Annotated in this window: 10 protein-coding genes, 2 pseudogenes and 1 other annotated feature; all 12 genes and pseudogenes read left to right on the top strand. The window is 34.4% G+C overall.

From position 1 onward, the window contains the following. Positions 1-65 precede the first annotated feature (65 nt). The 12 genes and pseudogenes from F985_RS21025 (at position 66) to F985_RS21085 (ending at position 14960) form a co-directional block, all read left to right on the top strand. Positions 66-1292 carry a site-specific integrase gene (locus F985_RS21025; protein WP_004705009.1) on the top strand — a complete coding sequence of 409 codons (1227 nt, stop codon included), beginning with the start codon at positions 66-68 and terminating at the stop codon, positions 1290-1292. Continuing rightward, the gene (locus tag F985_RS21030; protein ID WP_004705011.1) at positions 1285-2841 is read left to right on the top strand and encodes a site-specific integrase; all 1557 of its coding nucleotides are present in this window, start codon (positions 1285-1287) and stop codon (positions 2839-2841) included. Before F985_RS21025 ends, F985_RS21030 begins: the two co-directional genes overlap by 8 nt. After that, positions 2834-4957, top strand: a complete 2124-nt coding sequence (locus tag F985_RS21035; protein WP_004705013.1) for a hypothetical protein — start codon at positions 2834-2836, stop codon at positions 4955-4957. Before F985_RS21030 ends, F985_RS21035 begins: the two co-directional genes overlap by 8 nt. Position 4958: 1 nt before the next feature. After that, complete coding sequence (locus F985_RS21040; RefSeq protein ID WP_004705014.1) at positions 4959-5375, top strand: hypothetical protein; 417 nt, start codon at positions 4959-4961, stop codon at positions 5373-5375. Positions 5376-5939: 564 nt separating this feature from the next. Beyond that, positions 5940-6548, top strand: a complete 609-nt coding sequence (locus F985_RS21045; protein ID WP_004705017.1) for a sortase family protein — start codon at positions 5940-5942, stop codon at positions 6546-6548. A gap of 25 nt (positions 6549-6573) precedes the next feature. Next, positions 6574-7812: a tetratricopeptide repeat protein gene (locus F985_RS21050; RefSeq protein ID WP_004705018.1), complete on the top strand. Its 1239-nt coding sequence runs from the start codon at positions 6574-6576 to the stop codon at positions 7810-7812. A gap of 239 nt (positions 7813-8051) precedes the next feature. Continuing rightward, positions 8052-9116, top strand: a complete 1065-nt coding sequence (locus F985_RS21055) for a nucleoid-associated protein (protein ID WP_004705021.1) — start codon at positions 8052-8054, stop codon at positions 9114-9116. A gap of 1 nt (position 9117) precedes the next feature. After that, positions 9118-10578, top strand: coding sequence for a hypothetical protein (locus F985_RS21060; protein WP_004705022.1), 1461 nt, complete (start codon positions 9118-9120; stop codon positions 10576-10578). Positions 10579-11263: 685 nt separating this feature from the next. Next, a pseudogene (locus F985_RS21065) lies at positions 11264-11764 on the top strand (reverse transcriptase domain-containing protein); the annotation flags it as partial. A gap of 43 nt (positions 11765-11807) precedes the next feature. After that, positions 11808-13027, top strand: a protein-coding gene (locus F985_RS21075; protein ID WP_085945696.1) for an IS3 family transposase whose coding sequence is annotated in 2 segments (ribosomal slippage) — positions 11808-12084 and positions 12084-13027 — 1221 coding nt in all. Because the reading frame shifts where the segments join, the coding sequence is not laid out codon by codon here. Continuing rightward, positions 12083-12199 (top strand) — a sequence feature (AL1L pseudoknot). Its footprint overlaps the gene before it by 117 nt. 43 nt (positions 13028-13070) lie before the next feature. Beyond that, positions 13071-13775, top strand: a pseudogene (locus F985_RS21080) (reverse transcriptase domain-containing protein); the annotation flags it as partial. Positions 13776-13934: 159 nt separating this feature from the next. Continuing rightward, on the top strand, positions 13935-14960 hold the full coding sequence (locus tag F985_RS21085) for an IS30-like element ISAba125 family transposase (protein WP_001988464.1): 1026 nt from the start codon (positions 13935-13937) through the stop codon (positions 14958-14960). Positions 14961-14978: the final 18 nt, after the last annotated feature.

The following is a 14978-nucleotide window of genomic DNA, read 5'->3' on the forward strand; positions in this document are numbered from 1 at the left end:
TTCTGTAAATTTTTTTACTTATATATTATGATATTTGATACTGAGATATTTTGTTAAATTTAACCATGATGTCTGTTAAAAGATTTGTAATGAGTAGTGGTGAGCGATTCGCTGTTCTTTTGAATAGTGATGGTGTTCCTATGACTTATCCAAATTTATATACGATCATTCATTTAAGAAATCGTAGTCAATCAATCAATACAATTTCAGCTATTTTGGAAGATATTAAGTTGCTCTTTCAGTTGTTGGATAAGTTAGGAATTGACTTGGAACAAAGGATAAAAAGTAAAGATTTTTTAAAACTAAACGAAATAGAAGCCATAGTAAATTTAACCAGTTTCAATCGCAGTCGATTAGGTGGGGCAGATTCAAAAACAAAGATCATAAGTTTTCCAAAAAGTAATAATAAAGAGCGATCTAGAGCAAAATTGGTTGTTACTCAGGACTATGTATCTAAACAATTAATATATAGGCGGTTAACTAATTTTGCTGAATATATTGGATGGTTTGAGACGCATCTTCATTCATCAGCAATAACAAGTACAAAACGTTTGTTAAAATCTCGTAGACCTCGTAAGTCCATGGATATTCAGTCTGAATACAAATCTTTTGATAGTAATCAATTAAATAAAATTCTCAAGGCGGTTGATCCTGATAATCAGAATCGTATCTGGACATCAGATTATCTTACTTATAGAAATGAGCTAATTATCTATTTGTTTTTATATCTTGGATGTCGTAAAGGTGAATTATTAAATTTAAAGATTACAGATATAACCCCCTCTCAAGGTGTTACATCATATCTTACTATTAAGCGTAATCCTCATGATGAACGTGATTCTAGGCTATATCAACCTTTGGTTAAAACCAGAAGTCGATCAATTGCAGTCAATCAAAATCTGAAGAAAAAATTAGAAACTTATATTTTAAATTATAGGTCAACAGTACCTAATGCAGAGCTAACAGACTTTTTGATTTTATCAAATAAAGGCCAGCCTTTATCAATCAATGCTTTAGGTAAAATATTTTATGAAATTTCTAAAGTTGTTCTATTCAATGTACATGCTCATGCATTTAGACATACTTGGAATGATAAATTTTCTGAGAAGTCACAAATCCTAGTGGAAAAAGGCAAAACCACAGAATCACAAGTTGAAAATGATCGTGCATATCTGATGGGATGGATACCTAACTCACAAAGTGCAAGAAGATATTCAAGACGTGCAGAGAATAAGCGTGCTGTAGAGATTTATTTAAGTATCCAAGAAAAATTTGAGGATGAAAATGAATAAATCAATTCAAACCGATAGTTTCGATGAATCACAAAATACCTTTACCTCATTCAAAGGATATGAATTTAGTATCGATGATCAGAAATGGATATTAGATATCAATAAAACTATAGATATCTCTCGAGTACGAAATTATGAATTTTCTGTTCAATCAGAAATTGTCATGACTTTGGCTCATTTTGCTAAGTATAGCTCAAGTTCACATACAGCAAACATGTGTGAATATATTGGTAAATATTCCGATATTACAGGAGAAGATCATTTTTCAATTAAAGGTCTTTTAAATTATAAAAATTTTTATTCATCAAAAAAGGATGAATACAAAGTAGCAATGCTAAGAGTTTTTTTGAAAAAACTATATGATTTGGGTTTTTCCTCAGTAGGTGATGAAATTTATGATTTAATGGATTCATGGAGATTAAGTGGCAATGAAAAAGGAGCAGCAGTTCTTTCCCTTGATCCAGATGAAGGCCCATTTAGCCCATTTGAATTTCAAGCAATTATCACTAGAACCAACGAATATTTAGCAGAAAATAAGATTTCTTATTACGAGGCTGCTTTAATTCGTATTTTCTGTGCGACTGGTAGAAGACCAATCCAAATTGCAGGATTAAAGATAAAAGACTTATACGTATCGGATAAGTATAATTTTAATGATAAAAATGAAGTTCATATACTTAACATTCCGAGAGCTAAAGTTAGAGGTGCTAGTGGATTCCGATTTGCTTTTAGTGAAGTTGGAATTCGTGAAAGTATCGCTCAAATTTTATTTGAGCATATTCGGATTCTGGAACAAACATTGAGTAATGCAATTAATCGAGAATTATTAAAACAGGAAGTTGATGAACTACCATTATTTTATGATCTTGAAAAATTAATAGAGTTAGATTGGAGCGATGAAAAGGAAATTTCGAAAATTTTACCAAATGAAATTATTCATTTGCCCACGGTTCAACTCACCCAAAAATTAAAAGATGCTGTAAGAAAGCTTGGGGTTCGTTCAAGGGAAACAGGTAAACCAATATTCGTAACTTCTTATAGGTTCCGCTATACACTTGGTACAAATGCTGCTAGGCAAAAAGCAGGCGTAAATGTCATTGCAAAATTATTGGATCACCATGACACCCAAAATGCACATTGCTATATACAAAGTGTGCCAGAAATTGCACAGCAAATATCATCTATCATGGACGAGAGTTTACGCAAATATGCGGATGCTTTTCAGGGAATAGTTGTAAAGGATGAGATGGAGGCACAATCACAAATTAAAGATGCTAATCGAATTTCTTGCATAGAACAGGATTGTGACGTTGGCTCATGTGGTACGCATCAATACTGTAATGATTATGCGCCGATAGCATGTTATCTGTGTAGCAAGTTTATGCCTTGGGCTAATGCACCGCATCATCTGGTTCTAGAGCAATTAATTAAAGAACGGGATGATCTAATTACGATGGGCTGTAGCCTTGAGGTCACTGCCGTGAATGACCTAACAATTATTGCCGTTCAGCAAGTAATTGATGCTTGTAAGGAGTTCAATCATGGATGATTTAATATATTTTCCATCTGACAAAATTCAATCTCCTTACTCTGAAATTAAGCAGTTTATTGATTTTGTTAAACAATTATCAGAATTAAATGAAGATATCAGATTTGATGAGAATTATTGGAAAGGCGAAGTAAACTTTGTCAAAACAGGTATTTCATCCAAAGATAGATCACCTGAAAATCTTTTGCACCATTCGATTCTAGAATTTGCCAAGGCATATGTTAAGTATCAAAAGACTAATAGTAAGTTAAAAACTCAAGATACGATTCTAGCAATTCGGGCAATAGAACAAATATGCTTAGACCGATATGGTGAAGTTGATTTAACTAAATTGGTTATTGCAGATTTTGACTTAGCTGCTGAGAATGCAAAGATAAACTATAAAGCGAGTTCTGCGTATCATGTAGGTAGACAATTAAAAATTCTATTGGACTTTATTCAAAAATTAAAAATAGTTGCTTTACCAGAATGGAAAAATCCAATTAAAAAGCCTTCTGATAAATCAATTGTATTAGATACAGAGTCCGAGGAACATAGAGCATCTAAACTTCCAGATGAGGATGCGATTTTTGCATTAGCTGATATTTTCTCACGGAAAGATTCTGAGTTGTCAGATAGAGATATTTTTGTCACCAGTGCTGTTGGGTTGCTTCTATCTGCACCAGAACGAGCATCAGAACTGTTTTTCTTAAAGCATAATTGTATCCACGAGGAAGAAGCCCAACCGCTTTCTAAGAGCAGTTTAGGGCTTGTGGCAGATGGATCTAATCTTGAAAAAGTATTCGGTATTAGATGGTATGCACAAAAAAAATATGGGTATGACATTAAATATATTCCGAGTGCCATGATTCCAACGGCCAAACGGGCAATTGCACGTTTGAAAAAGATGTCAGAAAAGCCTAGACATTTAGCATATTTGCTTGAGACAAGTGATAAATTTCCGAGACATGAGCTTTGTCCTGATGTCCCTGATGATCAATTATTAAAACGTAGTGAAGTGTTGTTAGCAATGGGTTTTGATGCGTCACTATTGGATGCTCGTCAAGCAAATAGTAGTGGAAGACAGTTTTTAATAAGTCGTGATATTCCTATTAGTGATTACGAAGTCTGCTTGAATGATTTAAATATTATCCTGCGAAAGAGACTGCCCAAAGGTTTTCCTTATGTACCTTTTCAAACTGGTAATGGAGTTAAGGTTAGGTGGTCAGAAGCTTTATTTTGTAGTTTCGCAAACCAATATCATAGTAATAAATTAACTATTTATTCAGAATTATGGATGCCACATATTGATACTTTAAATGAAGACTTATCACCAACTAAAAAGAAGTTAAGAGGAAAAGATGTGTTATCAAATGTGCAATCTATTTTTCAACGGTGGGGATCTGATAGTTATAGTATTACGTCTCACCAATTTAGGCATTTGTTGAATACGATAGCGAATACTAATGGAATGGATAGCATGTTGCTTGCTAAATGGTCAGGGCGAGCTGATATGAAGCAAAATCGAGTATATGACCATACTTCGGTTGAAGATCGTAATTTTGGCTTAATTGAGATGCAGAAAAATGAGGTTGGTACAGTAAATACAGATAGTGCATTTACATTTCAGATCGCTACACCTCGTACTCTACAAGAGCTAAATACCAAAACAACATTGTCCATGCACACTACCGAGTTTGGTCTCTGTACACATTCCTATATTGATGAACCTTGCTTAAAATATCGAAACTGTTTGAATTGTACGGAACATGTTTGCATTAAAGGTGATGCAGAAAAGAAAAAACGGCTTCAAGATCGACTTAGAAAAGAAAAAATCTTATGGGCAAAGGATAAGGAGGCTGTTAGTAAAAATGTTACTGGTGCAACGGTTTGGTTGCAAACTAGAGAGCTTACAATTAAACGTTGTGAACAGATGATTACTCTACTGGATGATCCAAACATTCCCGATGGAACACCTTTGAGTCTGCCCCCTTCTGAAGATGTTACGCATCTCGATTTAGCGTATCAAAAAGCAGGTCGTAAACGTATCCCCGTTATTGAGAATACTCAACGTAAAAAGATAGAGGATGAACCACATTTGCTCAGTCCTGCATTGCAAATGGATTTATGGATTTGATATGGCACAGCATTTAACCGATAAAGACATCGAGAATATTGTTGAGCTTCTTGATTATTGGCCTTTAAATCAGAAATTGACTTGGGAACTCCTATGTAAAGCTATTGAGCTACAGCTAGAGTTTGTGCCTGCGCCAACTCGTCAAACATTACAGAAATATGTACGTATTAAGAATGCCTATGATCAATGCAAAAAACCAAAATCTACACAGGTTAAGAGTAATACAACACAGAAATTACCTCCTAGTTTAAAAATTGCTCAAACTAGAATTGAGGCTTTGGAAGTCAAGAATGCCAGACTCGAAAAAGAAAACGCTATGTTGTTAGAGCAGTTCGTAGTGTGGCAATACAATGCTCATAAATATGGATTAAGTATTGCTAAATTGAATGAGCCGATGAGTAAGAAAAGTTCGGATTAATTTTAAGTATAAATAAGATAAATTGATCAGTGAATGCTATTTTCTGACCCCACTAAAAATCAAAGTAATTGACTGGACGGCTGCTAAAAACTATCATTCCCTTGCTGACCTAAATTGTCAGTCGGTTTTAGCAGACCGTGGCGTATAGCGTACCAGATTCATACTTATCAAAGTATGGATTATGTGCGAAACCTTCTTGTTCCCCCTTTGCGGTAGAACGGGAGGGGGACGCTTCGTGCGTGCTGGTTCTATATGCCCAGTCTGCTAACCCCCTCTTTGTTCTACCACCATCATTTAGCAGTGATTTGGTAGACTTTTATTTGCATATAGGACTTTACCATGTCTCATTCATTTTTTCTCTTCTGTGCCTCGCCACATGTTCAGCCTCATTATTTCAGACAATGGGGAATACAGAGCTAATTCTTAATTAGCTGTATTAAAAGCAACATTTTTAAATAGAACAATTCATAAGGTGGATGGCTAAGTCACGCCTATAAAAAATACCTATTTTTATGTCCCCCTTGTGATTTTGAGTTATTGCATTAAACATGTGTGGGAATAACTATGACTGAATTAACCAAACCAAAAATCATTCCAATCGAAAACTACCCAAAGAAATCCAAGCTATTTTTAAAGTGTGTAGTCTTACCAATAGTGATCTTTTTAATTGTTGCCAAGATTTTTTCTTTTGGCGCTTTCGCATATATCTTCTTTGGTTTTGATCTATTCTGGTTTGTGATCATCTACTACCTCTATCAATATGGAAATACTTTCTTTGATGGGATGACCGAACAACTGAAACGTCAGGGTGAAACCTTTAATTATCAAAATCGTGGAGTCTGGATTAACAGTCAGGATAAAACCATTATCCTGTTTGATCAGCCTGATCAACGTTTAGTTAAATATCCTTTTGATTACATTACCTCTGTAGGTCATTACAACTTGGTTGAAGATCGCTTCAGAACCACTACTACTGTGATCAGTAACCCGATGATGGGAACACATGTTAATCAGCGTGAATATCGAACACCGATGAAGCGTGAGTTCCAAGTCAATATTGGAACAAGAGATCAATTTAAACCTAACTATAGCCTTAAGGTACTATTTCCGTGGCGTAGTCCAAAAGTGGCAAGTGAAATCCGCCAGTTACTATCGGCTGATCATTATCAATAACAACAATATATAGGATAAGAATCAGATGAAAAAATTAATGTTCAGTATTGCAATGACTACTAGTATGGTCGTAACCAGTTCAACGGTATGTGCTGAAACCAAAAAAGTAACCCTATCAACAGGGTTAAACTATGTTTTGTCTCAAGTAGCAACAAAGGGAGATAACAATAAAAGTAACCATAATATGGGGATGCTTTACTACCTAGGTAAAAATGGCGTACCCATAGATCATAAAAAAGCTGCTGAATGGTTCTCCAAGTCAGCCGCCAATGGTTATGCTCCATCCCAGTACGCATTATCAGTCATGTATCTTAATGGGGATGTTGTGCCACAGGATGCAGAAAAAGGTATAGCCTTATTGCAAAGTGCTGCACGGCAGGGACAACCAGAAGCAATCAAGTTATACAATACATTGCAGGCTAAAGCACAGCAGCTCAATACCACTCAAACGTCATCAGTACAAACAGCCACAACTGCTATTAAATACTATGATACATCCACGCTTGAACCTAAAAGCTTTAAGCAAGTGGTACTTCCTAATCTGAGTGCAGATACCATTGCCCAAAGTTTTTACAAGGTGACATCATCCAGAGAAAGAAAAAAAGATGATTACTGGGGAAGTGGCAAATACTACTATGTTAATAAGCCTAGCGACTTGGACGATCTCACAGACGCTGTGATCAGTATCGCCCCTATTTTTACTTACCAGAATATGCAGGGGGAAGCCCGTTATTTAGTCCCTGTGGAAGTGACTTTAGCAATCGAAGGCAGGATAGAAATTTCACATGTTACACGAGGTACTTTGGAATTATATCTCTTTAAAAAATTGGACAATGGACAATTCCAAATGATTTCAAAAACAGCCCAAGGGGGAATTGAAAGTATTGAGGGATATGGTCGAACCTCATGGAACGCCCAAGAATTTAAAAAGAACTTACAAGCTTTTGGAAACAATACACTAGGAAGCTATACCATTGATGGTTATTACGGAAATGGTTATGGGGAAAGCGTATGGTCACTTCTTCTGTTAAATGAGGGCGGTTATATTGTTGAACAAATGTTCCAAGAAGGGAAAGTTTCAGAACAACCAGAGTATGGCTATTCTTCCGCAATCCAAGTCAACAAAAATGGACAACCATTTTATCCATTCCAGATTCATTATCAGGGAACGGATATGAACGACAACAATCGGATGGTTAAAGTAAATAAAATTGTACTATATCAGTATGATAGTAAGAGTAAGTTGTATTCGAAGCTGAAATAATACTCTTAAATTAGAATAGCTAAATTGATATCTATCCTTCTTTTTTAAGTATTAGGAATTGGAGGATAGTGTATCTTTTTACCCATCTATTTTATTCGATTGACGTAATCTGTCGCATAACTTTCACTTGAAAAGAATTATAGATATGTCAGTATTTAAAAAAACATATATTTATGGATAATTTAGAGGTTGAGGTAACTCAGCTTACGAAGCTAAGAAATAATTAAGAAGGGGAATTTATGCCACAATTAGAAGGCGGTTTAAGACAAGATCATCTAGACTCTCTTGAGATCGAAAAATTTATTTTTCATATAGTTAATCCTGACGCTTCAACTGAGGAAGATCAAGTAATTTATATGGATGAGGTTGAACTACAACCAAATCAAAGAACCTTTTTCCTTGAACGTTTAAAAGAAATTGCTGAGGGAACGCAGTATATTTTCCGTCAAGATATACCTAACATTAAAGAATCATGTGAAAGTCTAGAGTCTGACTTTGATACCTTTTCAAGAACAATTGCAGCTAATTTTTCACTTCAGCATTCAGGAAGAATGTCGGGTGGGCTTTTTGTTGTATGTGTTGTAAAATATCTAGCAAGCGCAAATAATTATAAGAAATTAATTTTTCTAGTAAAAATGGATAATCAACCCTCTATTACTTATGAATATAAGGAAGTAGAAGGTAAAAAAATAGCTACAGTAACAGATATAAAAAATGCACTAAATGAAAGTAAAAAAGCAGTACAAAAAAGTGCTTTAATAGATATAGGTAATGTTTTCTTATGGGATGTTTTAGCTTTTGATCGTATATATAAACCTACACTTGCTGGCTTCTTCAGGAAATTTTTAGGAGTAAAAGAGCGCAATACTAATACTCAGCTAACTCAAATTGCGTTCCAAACTGTAAAAGAATGGGCACGAACAATTCCACTAGATGAATTACCTGACGGTGAAGATGCTGCAACTTATACACAAAGAGCTTTAAACTTTTTATGTGATAATGATATTTTTGATACTGAACTATTCATTAATACTATTGTTAGAGATGAAGAAAATCCCGATAGAAAACTTAGTTTTTCTCAGTCTCTTAAAGAAAAACTAAATGAAAAAGGAGTAGCTGGTCAATCTTTTACTCCTCAGCCCAATTCAATAAAACCTAAAGATAGAAAGCATACTTACATCACAGCTGAGGGTATAACTATTACTTTCGAAGGAAGTCACGAAGCGGTAGGGTTTGTAATTCAAAAAACCCAGCAAGGCTCTAAAATTATCATTGAAACAGATGAAGTAAGTCTGAAACCTTGAAATGAAAAATTTAGAAAATTTATTTAAAGAACTAGATAATTTACAAAAAGTCTCCTTAAATCTCAAGGAGACAGATGCACGCCTAACAATAAAGGGAAACAATTTAGATCAAGTTACAGTAAATATTTTTAGAAATATATTTATTTTATTCAAAGAATTAGCTCAAAATAACTTTATTAGTGATCTAATTATTAGAGCTGGTGAGGAAAATATAAATTTTGACGATAAATATTTAAATACAGAGCAATACCTAACTTTTTCATGGCGATTAATTCTTGCTAAGAAAAACCTTGCTGACCTTCTTAAAGCAAGAAATGATGAAAAGACTATTCTATTTTATGATAAACATTCCATGATGGAATGGATCTCATTAATAGACCCTTGCTCACCTAGTGAAGATTTTTCAAATGCAATCACTATAAGAGTTAGAGGAGAAATGGCACGCTTTGGGAACTCGTTACTTTGGATTCTACCAATTGGAGAGATCAATGCTACTACTAATAGTTCATTAGATGATTTACCTGATGATGAAAGAGTGCAAGCTTTAATTCACGTGATGACTGTAAATAAGACCATCAGGATATCGCCTAGAACATTTACTCTGACTTGGGGGAATTTAAATCATGAGCTAGCTAAACCTTTTATTAAATTAGGTATTTTAATTTTAAGCTCATGCCTAGTACAAGAACTTAAATGTGAAAATGATAGTTACAAAGTCACACTGCGTGGTGTCAAACGACAAGAACTATTCTTGTTTGATGACTCAGATACTTTTAGTGTTGATTTATTAAACAATCTAATCAAAGCTGTAATTTGGGTCTATGAGGAACGTTCAGAAACTAGATTAAAGTTAATTATGGATCGACTTTCTATGGATATAGATCCAAGTAATAGTTTAATTAAAGGGATGAATTTATTCTTAGATGAAGCCTTACAACAAGCAAAAGATAGTTATACGTTTGTTATTTTAGAGCGAAAAGACGCCTATCATAAAGAAATGCGTGATTTATTAAAAGATATGAAATCACAAGCTGATATGTATGCAGCTAAAGTCCGTGATTTAGTTTCATCCCTAACACGTGATATATTGGGCATTCTAATATTTGTTGCTCTCTCTTTCATCAGTAAGTTTGATACAAACAATTTAACTAAGTTAATAAATAGTATTGAGTTAGCTACTTTCCTAAAATTCCTATCGGGCTATTTAATATTATCCTGCACTTTGCAATTAATAAGTCACTACAGAGATGCTAACTTATCATATGATGAAAGTAAACAATGGTTAGGAATTCTTCAAAACTATACTTCAAAACATGATAATAAAGAGAAATTTATAGAGCCTATAAATAGAAGAAGAAACACGCTTTTCATAGCTATGTTTCTTTGTGGGCTAATATATATGCTTCTTGCAATTACAATCTGGAATTTACCAACAATAATTCATTATTTAATTGCTCCTTAAATGATAAAACTTATTAACAACTTCGATAATTTTGCTGATGAATAAAATATTACCTAAATATATTTAAATCTTTCTACTTGAGTTGAAAATATATGAATACCAATCTGGTTAAAGATTATCAATAATTTTTAATAAAAATTTTTACCGTCTTAACTTAAAACTACTCTCATATAATTTGCTTTGATTAGTATGAAACTAATAACGAATTATTAGGTGCAATATTTGTTGGAAATCATTTAATTTTTTTGACTGATCGATTATTTTATAATATATCGGGGGGAGTACGGCTATTAGGGGTCATCACTGTAAGCTTGGAAACAATGAAGATTGTGAGAGCTTTGCCTAAGTTGAATATCTAGAAATATAAAGCCATTTAGATTTATCTAGATGGCTTTTTACTATTTATTACAGTTCATTGTTTATTGTATGTTGCTGATATACAAATACTCTTATATATTTCAAATATCTAAATGGTCGGTTAAAACCCTACTATTGCTCACACTGTTGTAAACCATTGGTTCGCTCGACAACACAGAAATGTGCATCAGAACAGAACCATGAGGATGGACTGGCTAGTCTTATCACCGATGAGATGAGCTATTACCATTTGAATGGATGTGTCCCTTTTTAACCGTTGCGAGATAGCTTTACAAGGACGCAATGGAGAAGAAAGAGATTTAGTATCATGTTATTTAAAGACTTTATTAAAGAAAATTTTGATGAAAAATTTAAATTTTTCAAACAAAAAAATATTAAAAATTATGATAAAAAATATCATACCAACTATGTTTCAATTAAAGAATTTGAGAATAATTTAAATGTTCAATTGGAGCTTTTAATAAAATCTATTGAAACTCAAAGCTACAGATTTCAAAAACTGTATCCAGTAATTATTGAGAATAAAAAGAATCCTAGTAAAAAGCCACGTTTAATTTGCATACCAACCGTTAGAGATCGTCTAGTGCAGATGATCTTAATTGATTATATTTCCAAACACTTAAAACATGAGTTAGCTATACTTAAATCTAACGATTTTTCTGTTTCAGGTGTAGGTATATTTCAGGCAAGACAAAAGGCAAAAGATTTAAGGAATACAAAGCCCTTTGTTTTAAAAACAGATATTTCATCGTTTTTTGATAATTTAGTTCGGGCAACTTTGTTAAAGGAGATACGACAAAATGAACCGTACCGGGTTTGTCGGAGACCACTTTTCTTGAGAGAATGTCCCGATGAAAAAAGTAAAATACACCCCTGAAATCAGAGATAGAGCGGTTCAATTATTGATTGAATCCGAAAAAGATTATCCTTCTACTTGGGCTGCAATCACAGCAATTGCTCCCAAGATTGGCTGTACTCCTGAAACACTACGTTCCTGGCATCAGAAGCATTTGAATCAACAGAATCCAATTAAAGTACAGCAGCTTTCAGACCAAGAACGCATTAAACAACTTGAACGCGAAAATAAAGAACTGCAGCGAGCCAATGAAATTCTACGTAAAGCAGCTGCTTTTTTCGCCCAGGCGGAGCTCGACCGCCCACACAAATAATGGTGGATTTCATTCATAACCATAAAGACCTATACGGTGTTGAGGCGATTTGTAGAATTCTACCAATCGCAACTTCAACCTATTATCGAACTTTAGATCTTGCGGACAATCCAGAACATCGAGCGAAAAGAGATCTACATGACCTGCATCATGCTGAACAAATTAAACGAATTTGGCAGGAAAGTTCAGGTCGGTATGGTGTACGTAAAGTCTGGCAAAAACTGAAACGGGAAGGTTATATTGTTGCGCGCTGTACAGTTGCTCGATTGATGCAACAGCTAGGAATACAAGGTGTTTGGCGTGGTAAGAACAAACAAACGACACGTAGCAGAGATGATCAAAAACGAGCAGCCGACTTGGTGAAACGGAATTTTAGTGCTGATCATCCAGATCAGCTGTGGGTCGCAGACTTCACATATATTCAAACCCATTCAGGCTGGGTGTATACCGCCTTTATGATTGATGTTTTCTCACGGGCAATTGTTGGCTGGAAAGTATCAACACGGATGAATACAGACATGGTCCTTGATGCACTGGAACAAGCGTTACATGCTCGCGGTATGCCAAAGAATGTAATTCATCATTCCGACAGAGGCGTGCAATACCTTTCTATTCGTTACACCCATCGTTTGGAAGCAGCAAATTTACGAGCATCAGTCGGTACAACTGGTGATTCATACGATAATGCTTTGGCTGAAACGGTGAATGGCTTATACAAAACAGAGGTGATTGAATATTTAAAAGCAGATTGGCAAGGTTTAGCAGATGTACAACTTGCGACACTAAACTGGGTAGATTGGTTCAATAAAAAGCGTGTACACAGTGCACTGGGTTATGTATCGCCTTTTGAGTTTGAAGCAATGTACTATGATAAGATTAACCCGTTAGGTCAGGTGGCCTAACTTAAATAAAAAAGTCTCCGACAAACCCGGTACGGTTCAAAATATACCAACTGACATACTATATTTGTTTGAATCCATAATTTGCTGTGACCCAAGTATTCCTCATGAATATGCGAAGACACATAAAAAGTTAATTGAATCTAAGATTGGGAAAGGTGTCAGGCAAGGGATGCCATTATCACCTTTACTAGCATCCTTTTACTTAAATGATTTTGATAACTGGCTTATTAAGAAAAAATATAAACATGTCCGTTATGCGGATGATCTGATATTTTTTCTTGATTCCGAGCAGCAATGTAAAGAGGTATTTGAATTAGTTTTCAAAGAATTGAATAACCTAGGTTTAACACTTCCGGAAATTGATGCAAAGTCAAAAACACAAATTATTTATGAAAAGGAAACAGTAAATTTTTTAGGATTAGACTTACGATATGAAAATTCAAAATATGACTGGTACATTCCTCCTCATATTATTGAAAATGTTAGAGATAATCTAAATTTTCTGACGGATATCAAAAGTAATATTAAAATGAAACTAAACTTTAGTAAAACTATCACTAGGATGGAGCAGATAGTTTCAGGCTATCAGCATTGTTATAGTGATGCTGATTCCAAAAATTTAAATGATTTTAATAATAGACTACAAATAGAAAAAGAAGATGCAATTAGTTCACTATTCCAAGGGTTAGGAATAGATATTAAGAAAATACATCCCCAATATATGAAATTCTTGTTGGATAGTAACTAAGAAAAATTTTAAGATTTATTCAGTGAATTACTCAACGTTACTTGGCTTACTCGAAATTTTTTTATGATTTCTGCTTTAGTGATCTTTTAATATAGTTTAATCCTTGGCAGAGTAAAACTTGAAGTGCGACATAAACCACCTAATTAATTTAAAGGGTTTATGGAGTATATAAAATTGTCATACCATCATCTTAACTTTGAAGATCGTACTGCATTAATGCTTGAGTCAAGAAAAGAAGGCTTTTCAGCCAGAAAATTTGCTGAACTTATTAAAAGACATCCTAGTACGATCTATCGTGAGCTTAAAAGAAATAGCATCAATGACGTTTATCAAGCTCAATATGCTTCTGATAACACTTTTGCTAGACGTAGACGTGGTCACAGAAAACTCAAAATCGATTCAATCCTCTGGAAATTTATTGTTGAAGCGATCCGTTGTTTATGGTCTCCTCAGCAAATAGCAAAGCGTTTAAAGACATTTCCTGATTTGGATCAAACAATGAATGTAAGCCATACAACGATTTATTCAACGATACGAGCATTACCCAAGGGTGAGTTGAAAAAAGACTTATTATCCTGTCTACGTCATGAAAATAAAAAGCGAAAAGCTAACGGTGAACCTAAAAAAGATTCTATATTACAGGATATTAAAACTATTCATGAGCGCCCAGCCGAAGTTCAAGAAAGAAAAATACCGGGTCATTGGGAAGCTGATTTAATTAAAGGTAAAGACAATAAAAGTTCGATAGCAACACTTATTGAACGAAATACACGGCTCTGTATCTTGGCAACATTACCTGATGCAAAGGCAGAATCAGTGCGCAAGGCTTTAACTGAAGCTCTGAAATATTTACCTGCAGAACTGCGTAAAACGTTGACCTATGACCGTGGACGTGAGATGTCAGAACATAAAATACTCGAAGAAGATTTAGGCATAGATGTATATTTCTGTGACCCACATTCACCCTGGCAAAAAGGCACATGCGAAAATATGAATGGTTTAATTAGGCAATATTTACCTAAAGGGATTGATTTAAATCAGGCAGATCAGCATTATTTAAATCAAGTTGCCATGTCACTGAATACTCGTCCTAGAAAGGCGTTAGATTGGCTTACACCATTAGAGAAATTTGCTCAGCTTGTTGATTATCATATGGCTTTTGAAACTGTCGCACCTCATGTTTGAATTCGCCCTTTTTTTGAC

The sequence above is a fragment of the Acinetobacter seifertii genome, from assembly GCF_000368065.1.
Classification (GTDB): domain Bacteria; phylum Pseudomonadota; class Gammaproteobacteria; order Pseudomonadales; family Moraxellaceae; genus Acinetobacter; species Acinetobacter seifertii.